The organism is Pseudoalteromonas sp. GB43, from assembly GCF_054923805.1.
The window spans coordinates 544,623-563,785 of sequence record NZ_JBPCHJ010000001.1; the positions used below are offsets into that span (position 1 = coordinate 544,623).

Below are 19,163 nucleotides of genomic sequence, written 5' to 3' on the forward strand. Positions count from 1 at the left end.
CTATTCCTTAAGGTGCAACAGCTTGTAGCATTAATCCACAAATATAAGCCATGTAAGTACCAACACCATAGCCTAAAACAGCAAGTAAAACACCTACTGGCGCAAGTGATGGGTGGAATGCTGATGCAACAACAGGTGCTGATGCTGCGCCGCCTACATTGGCCTGAGAGCCTACCGCCATATAAAACAGTGGTGCTTTAATTAGTTTCGCCACAATAAGCATTAAGCTTGCGTGAGTAATCATCCAAATAACACCCAGTACGAAGTACATTGGTGAATCAAAAATCGCGGTAATATTCATGTGTAAGCCAATTGAAGCAACAAGAATATATAAAAAGCTTGATGCTACTTTTGACGCACCAAAAGCTTCAATATGGCGAACTTTAGTAAACGATAAACTAATACCAATTGTGGTAGAGATAACGATTAACCAAAAGAATTTACTGTTTAAACTATACTCTTGTGCCCACGGGAAGTTAGCCCCAAAAAACGGACCTAAAAAGTCAGCACAAAAATGTGCAAGGCCAGTAATACCAAAGGCAATTGCGATAATCGTCATGTAATCATTTAGAGTTGGCATGCGCGCATGCTCAGCATGATACTTTTCTACGCGCTCTTTTAAATCTTCAATTGCACGCGTATCTGCGCCTGTTTTAGCATCAATCGCCTTATGGTTTGCTGCCATTAATAACAGTACGGCCATCCATAAGTTAGCCACAATCACATCAACAGTCACCATTGCAGAGAAGATATCGCCGCCTACTTCAAACATTTCTTTCATTGAAGCTTGGTTTGCGCCGCCACCAATCCAGCTACCGGCGATAGTCGTCATACCACGCCACACTGCGTCAGGGCCATGGCCCCCCACCGCTTCTGGGTAAACGGCGCTCATTACTAAGATAGCCAAAGGGCCACCAATAACAATACCCAAGGTACCTGTTAAAAACATGATTAATGCTTTTGGTTCAAGGTTTAGGATCGCTTTTAAATCAATACTGATGGTAAGCAAGATTAAGCAAGCTGGCAGTAAATAGCGTGACGCTACAAAATATACATTCGAAGAATGACCATCAACAATCCCAAAAGTATTGAGTAATGATGGTAAAAAGTAGCAAAGCAATAATGCTGGTACATATTTATAAAATTTTTGGCAGGCAGCATTATTACTGTGCGAGGTTTTAAAAATAAACCCCAAAATAACGGCAAGCAAACCAAGTACGACTGCGTCATTGGTAATTAGCGCACTGTGGGCGTCAGTCATAAATGTTCCTTTAAATTAGTGGTGTGTATTATTGTTGTCTTCTATTTCAGCTATCTGGTGCTGAATTAATTCGATAGCGGGATCATCTGGGCACTCATTAATAAAGTACTGCAAATCATCACGCGCCATTTTTGGGCAATCTAGCTGATTAAGTAAATAGCCGCGGTCACGACGCTCATAAGGGTCATCACCAAGTAATTCCATCAGCATATCAACACAATGCAATGCATGACCAAATTTACTTTCGCTGATGAACGACCATTTTTGCTGTGCTAGATACAGCTTATAAAGCTCTTCTTCAAAAATCAGTTCAAGCGGTTCTTGCTCATCGCCATTTTCTTCACAGGCATTCTCAGGTGTTATATACCAGCTCTGCTGACCTGTGCTTGGCTCAATTAAATAGCCCTCTTCATCACTCATCCCAACGTGAACGTGCACGTCTCCCTGACTAAGTGTGACCGTGGCATCAAGTTCAGCATGCTGTAATAAATGACAAAGTAAAATTGCCAGCGTGGTTTGCGTGCCACTGCGCATAGTAATGGTATAGCTAAAGCTATTTAACGTGTACTCTGGCACTTTTAAGCTTGATGAGCTAAACAGCCATTGCTGATAAAAGGTATCAAGTAACTTATCGAGACGCTCATGTGGCTCTTTTAATTCGGCGCAAAGAGCTGTTACCGTATTTTCAAGCTCATTAAGGGTGTCATAACAGGCTGTTAAATCAGCTTGTTGATCCCACTTTAATTCAGCGTCGATACAACGATAAAGCACTTTAGAAGAAAATGCGTCAAAGGCCTCATCTTGATAGGATTCATTTTGATCTTCAAACCAAGGGGTGGTCATTTATACTGCTACATCTCTTTCAAAAACGAACAGCTAGTTTACCTACTTTTGCTTTAAGTTACCAATACTGAGCGTTGAGATATAAAAAAGCGGTACGACAGCCAATGCAATCAAATACCGCTCAGAGATTTGTTATAAAAGAAGTGCTGTTTTTGCAGATGCTAAATAACCAATTACTAATAAAATAAGCGTGGTGATCGCAAGTAATACAAGCTTCGCGCTTTTTGCACTTTGCTTAGCGGCAACCACACCGAGTACAATATAAGCAACCACTAAGATTATCTTTTCTAATAACCAAGATTGTTCAAGCGGGTTAAAACCGGTCATTACAATTAATGCCACTGCAGAAATAAGTAATAAGGTGTCGATACTGTGGCTGCCAATAAACACTACTTTGTTTTTTGCCAGAACGCCCGTCCTTAAGCGAGAGAAAGAACGAACGTAGAATAAGATAATACTCAACACGGCAAATAACATGTGAGTATGTTTTACTGCTAAATAATCCATATGCCCCTAATTTTATTTTAATTAATCTGGATAACGTACAAGTACGTCTTCTATTTCTTTAATTCGCTGATTAAACACATCAATCAACTTTGGATCAAATTGTTTACCCTGTTGCGCATTAATTTCTTTAACTACATCGTCAAGTGACCACGGCTCTTTATAACAGCGCTTATGGCGCAGTGCATCATACACATCAGCTAAGGCGACAATGCGACCTGCAATTGGAATGTCATCACCTTTTAAACCTTTCGGATAGCCTGAACCATCCCAACGCTCATGGTGCGATAACGCAATAATCGCCCCAGTATTAACAATGTCACGATTTGAGTCTTTTAAAATTAAATGACCTTTTTCAGCATGCTGTTGCATGATAGCCCACTCTTCGTCGGTAAGTGGCCCAGGCTTATTTAAGATGGCATCAGGAATACCCACTTTACCTACATCATGCAGTGGCGCAGCTAAGCGAATAAGTTCTGCTTCGCGTTTTGATAGACCATAGCCCATGGCAAGTTCATAACAAATGTGCGATACACGTTTTACATGATTACCGGTTTCTGTTGAACGTTGCTCTAATGCTTCACTAAGCCTAAATACTAACTCTTGCTGTGTTGCTTCAATTTCAGATTGTAACTGCACGTTTTCATACGCCAGCTGTACATTTTGCGAGAAAATTTCAATCAAATGGCGCTGAGTGTCTGTTAAATGCTTCGGGATACCGGAAATAAATAGCATCGAGTTGTGATTACATTCACTACAACAATAAGCAAATAAATAGTTTTCACGATAAACAATGGTTTTTTCGCTCAGTGCTTGTTGGCAGGCTTGTAACTGCTCCTCATCAAGCACTTCTTCAATCGCCTTGCCTTCACTGCGTTCAAACTCACCTCGCCCTGAAAACACAACAAGCTTCTTTTGGTTATCTTGTGGGTTACTCGCAACTAAACTTGTTGCATACATAGCTTGATCAACGGTACCTAGCAATGAGGTTAGTTGCTGCATCACCCCTTCAATAAAGCTCTCAAGTGAATGAGTCGAGAAAATATCACGGGATGCTTTAATAATTTTTTCAAGGCCTTGGCGAGATTGCTCAATCGATAAAATGTCACGGTAAGAACGTAAGCTCGACATCACCACAGTGAATAGTTTTTGTGCGGTTAGTTCAGTTTTTGATTTGTAGTCATTAATATCGTAATTAACGATGACTTGACGCTCTGGCGCTTGACCAGGTTGGCGTTTGTACGAAGAATGATGCGAATGTGATTATTTTTTGCGGTTTCGCGAATAAACTTAGCGACTTTGAGGCCTGCATCGTCAGTTTCCATAACCACATCGAGTAGTACGATAGCCGCATCTGGATGCTGTTGAATAACCTGCTTGGCTTCTTCACCCGAATAGGCGCTAATAAACTCTAAACGTTTATCTTGAAATTCAAAGTCACTCAACGCAAGCTTTGTTACGGCATGTACTTCTGGCTCGTCATCAACGACGATGACTTTCCAACTACCCTGAACCACCTCATTTACTTCATCAAGTGCTTCATCCGAAAACAAAAAATCATCCATTCTATGGGATCCTCAAAGGCTATGTACGCACAGTGCACTTCATTGTTATTTAAGCCATTGTGCTAACGTTACACGGTCATTACCGCCAAGATCTTTAATTGTAAGTATATGGCTATACGACATTTGTGCAAAAAAATCTTGTACCTTCACACTTTGTTTGTAGCCATGTTCAATTAAAAGATAGCCATTTGTTGCTAAATAGTCACGTGCGATAGTAATAATTTGTTTAATATCAGCCATACCGTCGTCATCTGCAACTAATGCAGAGAGCGGCTCAAAGCGAACATCACCTTGGCTTAAGTGCTCATCATCATGTTCAATATACGGAGGATTGCTAACAATTAGGTCAAACTTTTGTGTACTTACTGCACTAAACCAATTGCTCAACGCAAAAGTAGCGTTGCTAATATTGAGTCGTTGTTTGTTCTCTTTGGCAAGCTCAACTGCACCAGCCACTCTATCAACCCCTGTCACCTGCCAATTAGGCATTTCACTGGCTAATGCTAAGGCAATTGCCCCTGTGCCAGTGCCTAAGTCAAGCACGTTTGCAGCCGTAGGTAGCTCAAGGCCTAAAGCATATTCAACTAATGTTTCGGTATCAGGTCTTGGGATCAGAGTTGTAGGATTAACCTTTAAAGGAAGACTCCAAAATTCACGAAAACCAACAATATGAGCAACTGGTTCACCATTTAAACGACGCTGACATGCTTGTTCATAGTCAAGTTGTTGCTGTTCGGTAAGTTGTTTTTCGGGCCAGGTAAATAAATAACTGCGAGGTTTATCAAGAATGGATAATAACAGAACTTGTGCGTCTAACTTAGCACTGTCGCTGCTAGGCGTTAATAACGCCGTTGCAGCAACAATTGCTTGTTCAATGCTTTGCGGCACGATTATTCATCGCCCATCGCAGCAAGTAAGTCAGCTTGGTGTTCTTGCATTAGAGGTTCGATAACACTTCCTAAATCACCGGCAACCACTTCATTCAAACGATAAAGTGTTAAATTAATACGGTGATCGGTAATACGACCTTGCGGGTAGTTATAGGTACGAATACGCTCAGAGCGGTCACCACTACCTACTAGGTTACGACGTTCTGACGCTTCAGCCGCTTGACGCTTTTCATCTTCAGCTTGTTGTAAACGTGCACCTAGTACAGACATCGCTTTAGCACGGTTTTTATGCTGTGAACGCTCATCCTGACACTCTACAACCACACCCGTTGGAATGTGTGTAATACGGATTGCTGAGTCAGTTTTATTTACGTGCTGACCACCGGCACCCGATGCACGGAAAGTATCGACTTTGATATCAGCAGGGTTAATTTCAATTGCTTCCGCTTCAGGAATTTCTGCCATAACGGCTACAGTACAAGCTGAGGTATGAACACGGCCTTGCGACTCAGTCTCTGGTACACGTTGTACACGGTGCGCACCTGATTCAAACTTAAGCTGACCATACACGCCTTCGCCAGAGATATGCGCAATAACCTCTTTATAACCGCCGTGCTCACCTTCGTTAGTACTTACTACCTCTACTTTCCACTTTTTAGTTTCAGCGTAGCGGCTGTACATACGGAATAAGTCACCTGCGAAGATAGCAGCTTCATCACCACCAGTACCAGCACGAACCTCTAAATAGACATTATTATTGTCTTTAGGGTCTTTTGGTAACATTAGAATTTGGATTTCATCTTCTAATGCAATAATTTGTGCTTTTGCTTCTTTGTATTCTTCTTGCGCCATTTCACGCATATCAGGATCAGAGTCTTTTAACATTTCTTCTGCTGTAGCAACATCATCTTGTGCTTGTTGGTAAGCTAAAAATGCTTTTACGATTTCTTCTAATTCTGAGTATTCTTTAGATAAGGCACGAAAGCGATTTTGGTCGCTGATCACAGAGGGGTCGCTTAGTAGCGCTTGCACTTCCTCATAACGCTCAACTAAGGTTTCTAATTTTCTATAAACAGACTCTTTCATTTAACGACTATTCCTGATCAATACCTAACATTTTCTTTAATTGGCTTAACTCCGCTGCTTCACCTTTTTTAGCAGCATCTTGAATGGCACGGGTAGGTGCGTGCATCAAGCGGTTGGTCAGTTTGTTTGCCAACTCGAGTATTACTTTTTCTGCCTCTTTACCTGCTTGTAGCTGGCCAAGGGCTTTTTCGACAAGTTCTGACTTTATATCTTGTACATCGTTGCGATAATGGCGAATAAGATCCACCGAATCGAGTGAACGCAACCACATAGCAAATTCATCGGTACGTGAGCGAATAATAGCTTGCGCTTGCTCCGCAGCCTGCTCACGGGCGGCGATATTCTCGCTTACTATGGCTTGTAAGTCATCAACTGAATACAAATAGGCAGCATCTAATTCGCCTACTTGGCTTTCGATATCACGCGGTACCGCGATATCGATAAATAACATTGGTTTGTGGCGGCGCTTTTTCAACGCCTGCTCTACCCCCCCTTTACCGATAATAGGCAAGGTACTGGCGGTTGAACTAATAACAATATCGGCGTCGTGTAAACGCTCAGGTAACTGGGCAAGTGCAATCACATCCGCATCAACCTCACTCGCTAAAGTTTTAGCGCGTTCAATAGTACGGTTTGCCACCGTGATTTTTTGCGGATCGTTTTGGTATAAGTGCTTAGCAACTAGTTCAATCGTTTCACCTGCACCAATTAGCAGTACATTGGTTTTATCTAGTTTGCCGTAAATATGTTTCGCAAGATTAACCGCGGCATAAGCAACAGATACTGCGCTAGCACCAATATCAGTTTCGGTACGAACTTGTTTTGCGACAGAAAATGTTTTTTGAAACAAACGGTCAAAAGTTACACCAATGGCATCGTGAGTTTTTGCATTATGGTAGGCTTGTTTTATTTGCCCTAAAATTTGCGGCTCACCGAGTACTAACGAATCTAGACCACAAGACACTCGCATTAAATGATTAATTGCTTCGTGATCTTCATGATAATAGATATTATTGCTCAGTTCATGTTCATCCAATCCATGGAAACTGGCTAACCAGTGCAACAGGGTTTGGGAATTACGCTCAGCAAGGCTACAATAGATTTCAGTTCGGTTGCAGGTCGAAACAATAACCGCTTCATTAAAATGCGCATGACCACTTAATTGCTGTAACGCCTCAGACATTTGCTCAGGCGAAAACGCGACTTTTTCGCGTAATTCTACGGATGCGGTTTTGTGATTTATACCAAGTGCTACGATGGTCATATGTACCAAATATTGCTAAGCCCAGCTGTAAAGGCATTAATTTTACCAAAAATCAGCGGAATATGGAAAGTAAGGAACGACATTTGATTAAACAATATTTGATTTTATTCATGTTTTTTTTATTTATCGGCGGTTGTGCGCAAAAAATTTCAACAGTTGATTACATTTATCCTGACTGGAAAAGCCGATTAGAACAACAAGCTCAATGGCAAGTGCAAGGCAAAATGGCATTTATTAGTACAGAGCAGCGCCAGTCAGCCAATTTAAATTGGCAACATGATGAGCAATACAGCGACATGGTGCTTACCAGTTTTATTGGTACCCGTATTCTGTCTTTAAAGCAAAATGCACAAGGTGCTGAACTTGAGTATGACGACAATGTATATACCGACCGTGATGCCTCAATGTTGTTATATCGTTTAACCGGTTTTTCAATCCCATTAGATAATGCCGCAAAGTGGCTAAAAGGTACCGTCGAGAGCGACCAAGCAAGCTATGATGAGCAAGGCCGTTTAAAAAGTCTTATTTGGCAAGCACACAATGGTCAACAGTGGCAGATAACCTATTCAGATTACATCAAACAAGATGGTTATTGGCTTCCTGTTAAGCTAAGCCTTAAAAACAATAAAATTCGTATTAAAATTCAACTTAATGATTGGCAGTTAAATTAATCATGACACACGCTTCAACCGCCCCGCTAACTTTAATAGCACCTGCAAAACTTAATTTATTCCTTCATATAAATGGTCGCCGTAAAGATGGCTACCATGAACTCGAAACCTTATTTACCTTTTTAGAATTTGGTGATGACTTAACATTTACTGTCAACAACGAGCCAAATATTACAGTAATCGGTGATACAAACGGTATTGAGCTTGCAGATAACCTTATATATAAAGCAGCCCGTTTATTACAACAGCACTGTGATTGCCAACAAGGCGCTTCAATAAAGCTATTAAAACGTTTGCCTATGGGCGGCGGTGTTGGCGGCGGCTCATCTGATGCCGCCACTACCCTGCTTGCTCTTAATAAACTATGGGGTTGTGATTTATCACTTACAGAATTAGCTCAGCTTGGGGTGAAATTAGGCGCTGATGTACCAGTATTTATCAATGGTCACACTGCCATTGCCCATGGGATTGGCGAGCAACTAGAAAATATTGAATTACCGCAAAGTTGGTTCTGTGTAGTGCATCCAGGGCAGCATGTGAGCACTGCGAAAATTTTTAGCCACCCAGATTTAAAGCGCGACACACCTAAGCTAAAAGCAGACTGGCAAACAGAAAATTTAGGCAATGATTGTGAGGCTTTAGTTAAAAAGCTCTGCCCCGAGGTTGAAAAAGCCCTGCAGTGGTTGCTAAAATACGCCCCGTCAAAGATGACTGGTACAGGCGCTTGCTGCTTTGCTGAGTTTTCAACCGAGGCACAAGCACAACAAGTTTTAGCTCAATTACCAGAAAAATGGACAGGTTTTGTTGCAAGTAGTGCTACACTTTCTCCTGCTCATACAGCATTAAATGCTCACTTTGAAATGAAGTAACGTACAAGTAAATGTTAACCTGCTTTGGTGCCTACCATAGCCTGTTAGTCCCAAAATTCAGTGCCTGAGGAACCCTACCGTGCCTGACATGAAGCTCTTCGCTGGTAACGCAACACCTGAGCTAGCTCAAAAAGTTGCAAAACGTTTGTATATTGAATTAGGCGATGCTGTTGTTGGCCGTTTTAGTGACGGTGAGATCAGTGTTCAAATTAATGAAAATGTTCGTGGCTCTGACGTTTTCATTGTCCAATCAACCTGTAACCCTACTAACGATAACTTAATGGAGCTTATCGTTATGGTTGATGCCCTACGTCGTGCGTCTGCTGGACGTATTACTGCCGTTATCCCTTACTTTGGTTATTCACGTCAAGACCGCCGCGTGCGTTCTGCGCGTGTACCAATTACAGCTAAAGTAGTTGCAGATTTCCTTTCAAGTGTTGGTGTTGACCGCGTTCTAACGGTTGATTTACACGCTGAACAAATCCAAGGTTTCTTCGACGTACCAGTTGATAACGTATTTGGTAGCCCAGTTCTACTTGAAGATATGAAAGAACGCGACTTCGATGACGTTGTTGTTGTTTCTCCTGATATCGGTGGTGTTGTTCGAGCTCGTGCAATCGCTAAGCTATTAAACGACACAGACCTTGCTATTATCGACAAGCGTCGTCCACAAGCAAACGTTTCACAAGTAATGCACATTATTGGTGACGTTGAAGGTCGTGACTGTATCATCGTTGATGACATGATCGATACCGGTGGTACTTTATGTAAAGCAGCAGCAGCGCTTAAAGAACACGGTGCAAAACGCGTATTTGCTTACGCTACTCACCCAGTACTTTCAGGTAATGCCGCTGAGAACATTCGTAACTCAGTTATTGACGAAGTTATCGTAACTGACTCAATCACACTATCTGATGAGCTTAAAGCAATTGATAAAATCAAAGTGCTTACACTTGCAGATATGCTTGCTGAAACAATCCGTCGTATCAGCAACGAAGAATCTATTTCAGCGATGTTTGAACACTAATCAACATCACTGCAATACTAAAAAAAGCACCGTCTAGGTGCTTTTTTTGTAGTCGTTATTTATTTTCCCCGAAAGGGGTGGTATGATAGCGCGCCTTTTGGCTGGGGACCTTGGTCGCAAAGGCCCTAAGACTATTAATTATTGGAGACATTATGTCAACTTACACATACAATGCAGAATTACGTACAGAAACAGGTACTGGTGCGAGCCGCCGCCTACGCCGTGAAGATAAAGTTCCTGCAATCCTTTACGGTGCTGACAAAGAAGCTGCATCAATCGTTCTTGCACACAAAGATATGATCAAAGCGCAAGAAGACGAAGGTTTCTACACGCACATCCTTACTTTAAACATCGGTGGCGAGTCAGTTGAAGCTATCCTTAAAGATATTCAACGTCACCCGTACAAGCCTAAGATCACTCACTTAGACTTCCAACGTGTAGATGCTACTCACAAACTTCACACTAAAGTGCCTGTACACTTCATCGGTGAAGAGAAAGTAACTAAAGCTGGTAACACTGTTGTTCACCAATTAACTGAAATCGAAATCACGTGTCTTCCTAAAGCACTTCCTGAGTTCGTTGAAGTTAACGTTTCAGATTTAGTAGCTGGTGATTCAATCCACCTTTCTGACCTTAAACTTCCTTCAGGTGTTTCATCTGTTGAGCTAACTAAAGGCGCTGATCACGATCAGTCAGTTGTTACTGTTAAAGCTAACAAAGCAGCTCCAGCTGAAGAAGAAGCTTCAGAAGACGCTGCAGAATAATTTTTAAGGTGTAAACACCTTGAATTCTATTCAAATGCTTGTGGGCCTGGCTAATCCAGGCCCCGAATACGCAAACACACGCCATAATGCAGGTGCTTGGTTCATCGAAGAACTGGCTGCACGTTATAACTGCACACTCAAACATGATCCTAAATATCACGGCCTCACCGGCAAAGTGATTATTCAAGGCCAAGAATTTAAATTACTGATCCCTACAACTTATATGAATTTAAGTGGTAAGGCGGTGAGTAGTCTCGCTAATTTCTTTAAAATCCCTGTTGAAAACATTCTCGTTGCTCATGACGAAATGGACTTAGATCCTGGGGTTGCAAAACTTAAAAAAGGTGGCGCCACGGCGGTCACAATGGTTTAAAAGATATTATTGCGAAAATGGCAAACCAAAAAGATTTCATGCGCCTTCGCATAGGCATTGGTCATCCAGGTCACCGAGAAATGGTAACAGGCTGGGTGCTAGGTAAAGCCGCGAAAGACGATCAAGAAAAAATGGACGCCGCCGTTGACGAAGCAGTTCGTTGTATGGAAATACTTGCAAAAGATGGTGTGTTAAAAGCACAAAACAGACTACATTCATTTAAACCTTAATCCGTTTTAATGAAATTACACAAGGTATCTTACTATGGGTTTTAAATGTGGCATCGTTGGTTTGCCAAACGTTGGTAAATCAACTCTATTTAATGCACTAACTAAAGCGGGTATTGAAGCCGCTAACTTCCCTTTCTGTACCATTGAGCCTAACACGGGTGTGGTACCGGTTCCTGATGCGCGCTTGAATGATTTAGCCGCTATCGTAAATCCTCAGCGTATTTTACCAACGACGATGGAATTCGTTGACATTGCCGGTCTAGTAAAAGGCGCATCGAAAGGTGAAGGTTTAGGTAACCAATTCTTAGCAAACATTCGTGAAACAGATGCGATTGGTCACGTTGTTCGTTGTTTTGAAGACGAAAACATTGTTCACGTTGCTGGCACAATTGACCCTGCTGATGATATCGACGTAATTAACACTGAATTAGTACTTGCTGATATGGACAGTGCTGATAAAGCGATTGTTCGTAATGCTAAAAAAGCAAAAGGCGGCGACAAAGACGCTAAAGAGCAAAATGCTGTTTTAGAAAAAGTAAAAGTACACTTAGATGAAGGTTTAACGTTACGTTCTTTAGAACTAACTAAAGAAGAAAAAGCAGCAATTAAGCCGCTTAACTTCTTAACAATCAAACCGACCATGTATATTGCGAACGTGGCAGAAGATGGTTTTGAAAATAACCCTTACCTAGACAAAGTACGTGAAATTGCCGCTGCAGAAGATGCGGTTGTTATTCCAGTATGTGCAGCGATTGAATCTGAGTTATCTGAACTTGAAGAAGAAGATAAACTAGAATTTATGGCTGACCTAGGTTTAGAAGAACCAGGTCTTAACTTAGTGATCCGTGGTGGTTACGAGTTACTTAAATTACAAACCTACTTCACTGCTGGCGTTAAAGAAGTACGTGCATGGACAATCCCAGTAGGTGCGACTGCACCACAAGCTGCGGGCAAAATCCACACTGACTTTGAGCGTGGCTTTATCCGTGCACAAACTATCGCATTTGACGACTATATTGCGTTTAAAGGCGAAAGCGGTGCTAAAGAAGCTGGTAAGATGCGTCAAGAAGGTAAAGAGTACATCGTTAAAGACGGCGATGTGATGAACTTCTTATTTAACGTATAAGCATATTTGCTCATTCGATTTTAAAAGGCTCGTTATTACGAGCCTTTTTTATTGCCTAAATATTACTAACCCTTCCCTAAATCATCAAAGCATGGTGGGTAATACTTCTGCAGCCTTACCTCTGCTTGTTCTTTTTAGTGATGTACGGTGTTATTTATGCTTCACAGTGAATCGTATTAATAAATACGTCGAAAGCAATTGAGTGATAACAACAGTCAATTAGAGGGGATTTCAAAGCTCGCTCCCCATTTTGCAACCTATTGACTGCTCGATTAGCAAATTGTGGGGATTTTAAAAGTAAAAATAAGCCCCCTTAGTGACAAAATAGCCTATATAAATTCATTCGCTTTCGCTTTTTTATGTTTAAATCACCTAAAGATTACGCTAACTAATTTTGAAACTTGATTTTTGTATGAAAATCAAGCAACTTTAAATGTACGTTTTAAAACTCTTACGATGCGTTTGGGAATTAACCCCATAAATTGCAGTCAAAAAAACAGCAATTTAAATGAAATTTCGCCACTTAGCTTAATTTTAATGCAAACAAACACTGATAAGCATTTTTTTGCAAAAAAGGTGTTGACGGATTTAGGTCATATCAGCATAATACGCCCCGCACTCAGCGATGAAGTGCTAACAAAAAAGATGGCTAAGTAGCTCAGTTGGTTAGAGCACATCACTCATAATGATGGGGTCACAGGTTCAAATCCCGTCTTAGCCACCATTCTTTTTGTTGCTCAATGAAGAGTTTAAAATAACTACCAGTACTTTAAGTACGAATGATGCGGGAGTGGCGGAATTGGTAGACGCGCTGGATTTAGGTTCCAGTAACTTCGGTTGTGAGAGTTCAAGTCTCTCCTTCCGCACCATGTTCTTGATAAGAACTCAAACTATCAAGCTTTTGTTGGGATATCGCCAAGCGGTAAGGCAGCAGGTTTTGATCCTGCCATTCCCAGGTTCAAATCCTGGTATCCCAGCCACGATGGCTAAGTAGCTCAGTTGGTTAGAGCACATCACTCATAATGATGGGGTCACAGGTTCAAATCCCGTCTTAGCCACCATTCTTTCTTAAGAATGGCTCTGCAGGAGTTAAAGCTGCACTCAATGAAGAGTTTAAAATAACTACCAGTACTTTAAGTACGAATGATGCGGAGTAGCGGAATTGGCCGATGTCTTGATTAAGACGCTGGATTTAGGTTCCCTTACTACAAACGCAAAAGGTATGCGGGAGTGGCGGAATTGGTAGACGCGCTGGATTTAGGTTCCAGTAACTTCGGTTGTGAGAGTTCAAGTCTCTCCTTCCGCACCATGTTCTTGATAAGAACCAAAACTATCAAATTATTCTTTGTTGGGATATCGCCAAGCGGTAAGGCAGCAGGTTTTGATCCTGCCATTCCCAGGTTCAAATCCTGGTATCCCAGCCACTTTCTCAAAGTGTCAAAGAATGCTCAATGAAGAGTCTAAAATAACTACCAGTACATTAGTACGAATGATGCGGGAGTGGCGGAATTGGTAGACGCGCTGGATTTAGGTTCCAGTAACTTCGGTTGTGAGAGTTCAAGTCTCTCCTTCCGCACCATGTTCTTGATAAGAACTCAAACTATCAAATTATTCTTTGTTGGGATATCGCCAAGCGGTAAGGCAGCAGGTTTTGATCCTGCCATTCCCAGGTTCAAATCCTGGTATCCCAGCCACTTTATCAAAGTGATAAAGAATACTCAATGAAGAGTCTAAAATAACTACCAGTAGATTAGTACAAATGATGCGGGAGTGGCGGAATTGGTAGACGCGCTGGATTTAGGTTCCAGTAACTTCGGTTGTGAGAGTTCAAGTCTCTCCTTCCGCACCATGTTCTTAAGTAGAACTAAAACTCTTCAAGTTTAGCGTTGGGATATCGCCAAGCGGTAAGGCAGCAGGTTTTGATCCTGCCATTCCCAGGTTCAAATCCTGGTATCCCAGCCAACTACTTACTACCCTTTCAAGTTTCAAGTTTCAAGTTTCAAGTTTCTCCAAAGTATATTCGGTAATTTTATACCAATTCGCTTAATTAAGTAGTCTATTTTGAGGCAATAAAACCTCGTTGATAACAAGGCAAAAATTTCGTTATTTAGTTGTTCTAAATCAGAAATTTTTAACGCAGGTAGCGACAGGTTTAATCCCTCAAAATGATTAAGTATTATTGCGGATTGGTATTAGCACAAAAAAACGGGCTAATTTTCATTACCCCGCTTCTTTGCCTTTTGTACGATTAATTTTTTACTATTAACTTAATGTCCCGCTAATCGCATATTTTAAAACCCAGTTCTTTGCAGGGCCTGTGTTATTGGCAAGCTTTAAAAACTTACTGCGCACCCAGCTCAGTGGTTTTATCTCGTTTGAAAAACCAAAATAACATGCATCCATCATGCTCATCATCAGTAAATTAGCGTGGCGGCGTTTTTTCTCGTAGCGTTTTAATAACGCTTGCTGACCAACATCAGGTTGATCTGCCAAAATATCTGCCAGTGCTACAACATCTTGAAAGCCTAAGTTTACACCTTGCCCAGCAAGCGGGTTAATTGTGTGCGCCGAATCACCCACTAAAACTAAACGTCCGTGCGAGTAATCATTGGCATGTTGGCGTGCAAGTGGAAAAACAGCATGCTCAAGTAATTCAAAGTCGCCCGGTAGTTCAGGAAAATGTTCAATGAGTTTTGCTTTAAGTTGCTCATTCGACAACTTTTGCCACTGCTTTAAAACCGCAGCCTCGTGATAACAAATTAAATTAGCATAAGGGGCCTGCATCGGTAGAAACGCCACAGGCCCGCTTGGCGTAAATTGTTGCCACGTTTTTACCTGCTGTGGGGCATCTAATTTGATTAACACGCCCATGCAATGCTGGCCATATTGCCAACCAGTTACACCTAAACCAGCTTTAGTTCGCAATTGTGATTGTCCACCATCTGCAGCAACAACTAAATCAGCGGTATATTGAGTATCGCCATAATGTAAGGTGATTGAATCAGCCGTTTGAGTAATATCCGTGATGGCAGATAACTGCTCTATCACTTCGATGTTGTACTTGGCGAATTGCTGCCAAAGACTTGCTTGAATTAAATTATTTTCGATTAAATGACCTAAATGCGTTTCGCCTATCTCATGGCTATCAAACAATAAATTCTCGCCTTGTTGCTGGTAGGCCTCTAATTGTTGATAAGGTGCGATACGATTTTGTCTTAGTAACGGCATTGCACCAAGCTCATCAAGTAAATTCTCTGAAAAACGATTAATAGCCGAAATGCGAATATCTACCTTATCTGAGCTTAAAATGTGATCAGCATCGATAAGGTGCTTTTCGATAACGGTGACATCCCTACCCTGCTTGGCCAGTTTTACAGCAGTAGCAGCACCTACCATGCCGCCACCGACAACAATTACCTTATTTTTATTCATTTAATATTCGCTCATTTGGCTATTTAAATACGGGATAAATTGTAACGTAATTCAATATTGCGTGTCAGTGCATTTACCGCTTATGAATTTTAAAACAGTGACTTGTTTGATTTCACACCACAAAGATAAAAACTATACTTGGATCTGTGCGGGTATCCAGCTAAAATACGCGTCCTTTAAGTCGGCATACTTGCCACTTAATCCTGTTTCTAACACATTTTTGTGTCACTACCGAATTGAAAACGAGGCTATATTTCAATGAGTAAAAAGCTGCATATTAAAACCTGGGGTTGTCAGATGAACGAGTACGACTCTCAGAAAATGGCTGATCTACTAGATGCGACTAACGGCTATCAGTTAACTGAAGAAGCTGAAGACGCTGACGTGATCTTACTCAATACCTGTTCAATCCGTGAAAAGGCACAAGAGAAAGTATTCCATCAGCTAGGCCGTTGGAAACTATTAAAAGACGACAAACCTGAGTTAATCATTGGTGTTGGTGGCTGTGTTGCATCGCAAGAAGGTGACTCAATTCGTCAACGTGCACCGTTTGTTGATGTAATCTTTGGCCCGCAAACATTACACCGCTTACCAGAAATGATTAAGCAAGTGCAAAGTGGCGACAGCAGCTCGGTAGTTGACGTTTCATTCCCTGAGATTGAAAAGTTCGACCGTTTACCTGAGCCAAAAGCGGAAGGACCTACTGCGTTTGTATCAATTATGGAAGGTTGTTCTAAATACTGTACATTCTGCGTAGTGCCTTATACGCGTGGTGAAGAAGTAAGCCGCCCTCTTGATGACGTATTACTTGAAGTTGCCCAACTTGCAGAGCAAGGTGTTCGCGAAGTAAACCTACTTGGTCAAAACGTAAATGCGTATCGTGGTGAAACTCACGACGGTGAAATTTGTTACTTCTCTGATTTATTACGTTATGTCGCTGCGATTGACGGTATTGACCGCATTCGTTATACCACATCGCACCCAGTAGAATTTACGCCAGATATCATTGATGCGTACGCAGACGTACCTGAGCTTGTTGACCACCTACACTTACCAGTGCAAAGTGGTTCAGACCGTGTTCTTAACCTTATGAAACGTGGTCATACTGCACTCGAGTACAAATCTACGATTCGTAAGTTACGTAAAATTCGCCCTAACCTAAGCATGTCTTCAGACTTCATCATTGGTTTCCCTGGCGAAAGTAAAGCGGACTTTGAAGCAACTATGAACCTTATCAATGACATTGGTTTTGATATGAGCTTTAGCTTCATCTACAGTGCGCGCCCTGGTACGCCTGCTGCTGATTTACCAGATGACGTAACAGAGCAAGAGAAAAAAGAACGTTTATACATTCTGCAAAACCGTATCACGCAGATGGCGCAGCAAATCAGTCGTCAAATGTTTGATACCGAACAGCGTATCCTAGTTGAAGGTCCTTCTAAGAAGAATCCAATGGAATTACGTGGCCGTACTGAGAACAACCGAGTGGTTAACTTTGAAGGCCCTCACTCAGTGATCGGTCAATTCGTTGATGTACGTATTACAGAAGCATTGCCAAACTCTTTACGTGGTGAACTAATTCGTACAGAATCAGAAATGAACTTACGTCGTGATGTGGCACCTTCAGCTATTTTAAGTAAAGCTGCTGAAGCTGAGGCCGCTGCGGCCCCTAACGAAATTGGCGTTGCTACTTTCGTACCTTAGGGTGACACTTGGTGCAGGCACAGCCTGCACCCATCAATAGGAAGCAATTTTGAGTAATCAATTAAAAACATTAGAGATTTATTTAGAACCCGCCGACAACAAACGCCTTTCATCTTTATGTGGTCCGTTTGACGAAAACATTAAGCAAATTGAACGCCGCCTTGGTGTTGAGATTGCACACCGTGATAATTTCTTCAGAGTAACTGGTAAACTGCACCTTGCAGCAGCGGCTGTTGAGATACTAAAAAACCTCTATATTGAAACTCAACCTATTCGCGGCCTGATTGGCGAGATTGAACCTGAAGCCGTACATTTGGCAATTAGCGAATCAAATGCGCTAGAGCAAGATGAAAACCCAGGTGTATATGGCAAAGACATGGTGATTAAAACTCGCCGTGGCGTTATTAAACCGCGCAATGATAATCAAGGCGTGTATGTTGCAAATATTTTGCATCACGATATTACCTTTGGTATTGGCCCTGCTGGCACAGGTAAAACTTATTTAGCGGTTGCTGCAGCTGTTGATGCCTTAGAGCGTCAAGAAATTCGCCGTATTTTATTAACTCGTCCTGCGGTTGAAGCTGGTGAAAAGCTAGGCTTTTTACCTGGTGACTTAAGTCAAAAAATCGACCCGTATTTACGCCCTCTATACGATGCATTATTTGAAATGCTGGGTTTTGAGCGTGTAGAAAAGCTAATTGAGAAAAACGTGATTGAAGTTGCGCCACTTGCTTACATGCGTGGTCGTACGCTAAATGACGCGTTTATTATTCTCGATGAAAGCCAAAACACCACAGCAGAACAAATGAAAATGTTCTTAACCCGTATTGGTTTTAATTCAAAAGCGGTGATCACGGGTGATATTACACAAGTCGATTTGCCGCGTGGTGCCCGCTCAAATTTACGTCATGCCATCGAAGTATTAAACGGTGTCGATGAAATTAGCTTTAACTTCTTCCAATCACACGATGTGGTTCGCCATCCGGTTGTTGCTCGTATCGTTGAAGCTTATGAGCGAAACGATGAAGCAGAACGTTTAAAACGTGCAGAGAAGCAACGTGCGAAAGAAGCGCAAGCAAACCAACAAGAAGCAAACTCGTGACCGAATTAGATTTACAAATAGCCTGTGAGTTTGACGACTTACCAAGCTTTGAACAATTCCAGCTATGGGCTGACAAAGCCCTTAGCAACTACCGTGAAGATGCAGAGCTGACTATAGTGATCAGCGATGAAGCACAAAGCCAGCAGCTCAACAATGATTACCGTGGCAAAGATAAACCGACTAATGTCTTATCTTTTCCATTTGAAGCACCACCGGGCATTGAGTTACCTTTAGTAGGTGATTTAATCATTTGTCCGGCTATTGTTTTAGCCGAATCAATTGAGCAAGAAAAAACCTTTCACGACCATTTTGCCCATATGGTTATCCATGGATGCTTGCATTTACTTGGATTTGACCATATAAAGGACGAAGATGCACTTGAAATGGAAAGCATAGAAAAGCAATTACTTGCCGATCTGAACATCGCTGACCCATATCGAGACGATATTTAA

At 41.7% G+C, this 19,163-nt stretch carries 16 protein-coding genes, 10 tRNA genes and 2 pseudogenes; 20 read left to right on the forward strand and 8 right to left on the reverse strand.

Annotated elements, in window-relative coordinates:
* Nucleotides 1-7: 7 nt before the first annotated feature.
* The 7 genes and pseudogenes from ACRWSG_RS02530 to hemA all read right to left on the reverse strand — a co-directional run bounded on the left by ACRWSG_RS02530 (nucleotide 8) and on the right by hemA (nucleotide 7,413).
* Nucleotides 8-1,261 carry a DUF819 family protein gene (locus ACRWSG_RS02530; RefSeq protein WP_462165536.1) on the reverse strand — a complete coding sequence of 418 codons (1,254 nt, stop codon included), beginning with the start codon at nucleotides 1,259-1,261 and terminating at the stop codon, nucleotides 8-10.
* Nucleotides 1,262-1,276: 15 nt separating this feature from the next.
* Entirely contained in the window at nucleotides 1,277-2,104 is an 828-nt protein-coding gene (locus ACRWSG_RS02535; protein WP_054551644.1) for a tetratricopeptide repeat protein, read from the reverse strand.
* Nucleotides 2,105-2,236: 132 nt separating this feature from the next.
* Nucleotides 2,237-2,611, reverse strand: coding sequence for a SirB2 family protein (locus ACRWSG_RS02540; RefSeq protein ID WP_462165537.1), 375 nt, complete (start codon nucleotides 2,609-2,611; stop codon nucleotides 2,237-2,239).
* Nucleotides 2,612-2,632: 21 nt separating this feature from the next.
* Nucleotides 2,633-4,173: pseudogene (locus ACRWSG_RS02545) on the reverse strand (DUF3369 domain-containing protein).
* 45 nt (nucleotides 4,174-4,218) lie between these two features.
* Nucleotides 4,219-5,061, reverse strand: a complete 843-nt coding sequence (gene prmC, locus ACRWSG_RS02550) for a peptide chain release factor N(5)-glutamine methyltransferase (RefSeq protein ID WP_462165539.1) — start codon at nucleotides 5,059-5,061, stop codon at nucleotides 4,219-4,221.
* 2 nt (nucleotides 5,062-5,063) lie between these two features.
* Entirely contained in the window at nucleotides 5,064-6,149 is a 1,086-nt protein-coding gene (prfA, locus tag ACRWSG_RS02555) for a peptide chain release factor 1 (protein WP_054551648.1), read from the reverse strand.
* Nucleotides 6,150-6,156: 7 nt separating this feature from the next.
* On the reverse strand, nucleotides 6,157-7,413 hold the full coding sequence (gene hemA, locus ACRWSG_RS02560) for a glutamyl-tRNA reductase (RefSeq protein ID WP_462165541.1): 1,257 nt from the start codon (nucleotides 7,411-7,413) through the stop codon (nucleotides 6,157-6,159).
* 83 nt (nucleotides 7,414-7,496) lie between these two features.
* On the opposite strand from hemA, the gene lolB reads away from it, so the two are divergent.
* From lolB to ACRWSG_RS02645, 17 genes and pseudogenes are all read left to right on the forward strand, one after another.
* Nucleotides 7,497-8,084, forward strand: a complete 588-nt coding sequence (gene lolB / locus ACRWSG_RS02565; protein ID WP_462165542.1) for a lipoprotein insertase outer membrane protein LolB — start codon at nucleotides 7,497-7,499, stop codon at nucleotides 8,082-8,084.
* A 2-nt stretch (nucleotides 8,085-8,086) separates the two neighbouring features.
* Entirely contained in the window at nucleotides 8,087-8,953 is an 867-nt protein-coding gene (gene ispE, locus ACRWSG_RS02570; protein ID WP_235376857.1) for a 4-(cytidine 5'-diphospho)-2-C-methyl-D-erythritol kinase, read from the forward strand.
* A gap of 79 nt (nucleotides 8,954-9,032) precedes the next feature.
* Nucleotides 9,033-9,980, forward strand: a complete 948-nt coding sequence (locus tag ACRWSG_RS02575; RefSeq protein ID WP_054551652.1) for a ribose-phosphate pyrophosphokinase — start codon at nucleotides 9,033-9,035, stop codon at nucleotides 9,978-9,980.
* A gap of 152 nt (nucleotides 9,981-10,132) precedes the next feature.
* Nucleotides 10,133-10,744: a 50S ribosomal protein L25/general stress protein Ctc gene (locus ACRWSG_RS02580; RefSeq protein WP_054551653.1), complete on the forward strand. Its 612-nt coding sequence runs from the start codon at nucleotides 10,133-10,135 to the stop codon at nucleotides 10,742-10,744.
* Nucleotides 10,745-10,763: 19 nt separating this feature from the next.
* Nucleotides 10,764-11,347, forward strand: a pseudogene (gene pth / locus ACRWSG_RS02585) (aminoacyl-tRNA hydrolase).
* 34 nt (nucleotides 11,348-11,381) lie between these two features.
* Nucleotides 11,382-12,473: a redox-regulated ATPase YchF gene (gene ychF / locus ACRWSG_RS02590; protein ID WP_054551655.1), complete on the forward strand. Its 1,092-nt coding sequence runs from the start codon at nucleotides 11,382-11,384 to the stop codon at nucleotides 12,471-12,473.
* Between the two features lie 408 nt (nucleotides 12,474-12,881).
* The gene (locus tag ACRWSG_RS02595) at nucleotides 12,882-13,130 is read left to right on the forward strand and encodes a hypothetical protein (protein ID WP_462165544.1); all 249 of its coding nucleotides are present in this window, start codon (nucleotides 12,882-12,884) and stop codon (nucleotides 13,128-13,130) included.
* Nucleotides 13,121-13,197: transfer RNA gene (locus ACRWSG_RS02600), tRNA-Met, on the forward strand. The genes ACRWSG_RS02595 and ACRWSG_RS02600 overlap by 10 nt, the downstream gene beginning before the upstream one ends.
* A gap of 60 nt (nucleotides 13,198-13,257) precedes the next feature.
* Nucleotides 13,258-13,342 (forward strand) — tRNA-Leu (locus tag ACRWSG_RS02605).
* Between the two features lie 36 nt (nucleotides 13,343-13,378).
* A tRNA-Gln gene (locus tag ACRWSG_RS02610) sits at nucleotides 13,379-13,453 on the forward strand.
* Between the two features lie 4 nt (nucleotides 13,454-13,457).
* A tRNA-Met gene (locus tag ACRWSG_RS02615) sits at nucleotides 13,458-13,534 on the forward strand.
* A gap of 163 nt (nucleotides 13,535-13,697) precedes the next feature.
* Nucleotides 13,698-13,782, forward strand: a tRNA-Leu gene (locus ACRWSG_RS02620).
* A 40-nt stretch (nucleotides 13,783-13,822) separates the two neighbouring features.
* Nucleotides 13,823-13,897: transfer RNA gene (locus ACRWSG_RS02625), tRNA-Gln, on the forward strand.
* 70 nt (nucleotides 13,898-13,967) lie between these two features.
* Nucleotides 13,968-14,052 (forward strand) — tRNA-Leu (locus ACRWSG_RS02630).
* A 40-nt stretch (nucleotides 14,053-14,092) separates the two neighbouring features.
* Nucleotides 14,093-14,167: transfer RNA gene (locus ACRWSG_RS02635), tRNA-Gln, on the forward strand.
* 70 nt (nucleotides 14,168-14,237) lie between these two features.
* Nucleotides 14,238-14,322, forward strand: a tRNA-Leu gene (locus ACRWSG_RS02640).
* 38 nt (nucleotides 14,323-14,360) lie between these two features.
* A tRNA-Gln gene (locus ACRWSG_RS02645) sits at nucleotides 14,361-14,435 on the forward strand.
* A gap of 300 nt (nucleotides 14,436-14,735) precedes the next feature.
* Here the strand turns inward: ACRWSG_RS02645 and ACRWSG_RS02650 are convergent.
* Nucleotides 14,736-15,905, reverse strand: a complete 1,170-nt coding sequence (locus ACRWSG_RS02650; RefSeq protein WP_462165545.1) for an FAD-dependent oxidoreductase — start codon at nucleotides 15,903-15,905, stop codon at nucleotides 14,736-14,738.
* Nucleotides 15,906-16,163: 258 nt separating this feature from the next.
* Between ACRWSG_RS02650 and miaB the strand changes: the two genes are divergently transcribed.
* From miaB to ybeY, 3 genes are read left to right on the forward strand one after another with little or no spacing between them, the layout of a single operon-like run.
* The gene (miaB, locus tag ACRWSG_RS02655; RefSeq protein WP_138602619.1) at nucleotides 16,164-17,609 is read left to right on the forward strand and encodes a tRNA (N6-isopentenyl adenosine(37)-C2)-methylthiotransferase MiaB; all 1,446 of its coding nucleotides are present in this window, start codon (nucleotides 16,164-16,166) and stop codon (nucleotides 17,607-17,609) included.
* 49 nt (nucleotides 17,610-17,658) lie between these two features.
* The gene (locus ACRWSG_RS02660; RefSeq protein ID WP_462165546.1) at nucleotides 17,659-18,711 is read left to right on the forward strand and encodes a PhoH family protein; all 1,053 of its coding nucleotides are present in this window, start codon (nucleotides 17,659-17,661) and stop codon (nucleotides 18,709-18,711) included.
* Entirely contained in the window at nucleotides 18,708-19,163 is a 456-nt protein-coding gene (gene ybeY, locus ACRWSG_RS02665; RefSeq protein ID WP_054551659.1) for an rRNA maturation RNase YbeY, read from the forward strand. The genes ACRWSG_RS02660 and ybeY overlap by 4 nt, the downstream gene beginning before the upstream one ends.

Coding starts and splice junctions, on each gene's coding strand:
- ychF (WP_054551655.1), top strand. CDS start 11,382: ATGGGTTTTAAATGTGGCATCGTTGGTTTGCCAAACGTTGGTAAATCA.
- ispE (WP_235376857.1), top strand. CDS start 8,087: ATGACACACGCTTCAACCGCCCCGCTAACTTTAATAGCACCTGCAAAA.
- ACRWSG_RS02650 (WP_462165545.1), bottom strand. CDS start 15,905: ATGAATAAAAATAAGGTAATTGTTGTCGGTGGCGGCATGGTAGGTGCT.
- ACRWSG_RS02580 (WP_054551653.1), top strand. CDS start 10,133: ATGTCAACTTACACATACAATGCAGAATTACGTACAGAAACAGGTACT.
- miaB (WP_138602619.1), top strand. CDS start 16,164: ATGAGTAAAAAGCTGCATATTAAAACCTGGGGTTGTCAGATGAACGAG.
- ACRWSG_RS02535 (WP_054551644.1), bottom strand. CDS start 2,104: ATGACCACCCCTTGGTTTGAAGATCAAAATGAATCCTATCAAGATGAG.
- prfA (WP_054551648.1), bottom strand. CDS start 6,149: ATGAAAGAGTCTGTTTATAGAAAATTAGAAACCTTAGTTGAGCGTTAT.
- ACRWSG_RS02530 (WP_462165536.1), bottom strand. CDS start 1,261: ATGACTGACGCCCACAGTGCGCTAATTACCAATGACGCAGTCGTACTT.
- ACRWSG_RS02540 (WP_462165537.1), bottom strand. CDS start 2,611: ATGGATTATTTAGCAGTAAAACATACTCACATGTTATTTGCCGTGTTG.
- hemA (WP_462165541.1), bottom strand. CDS start 7,413: ATGACCATCGTAGCACTTGGTATAAATCACAAAACCGCATCCGTAGAA.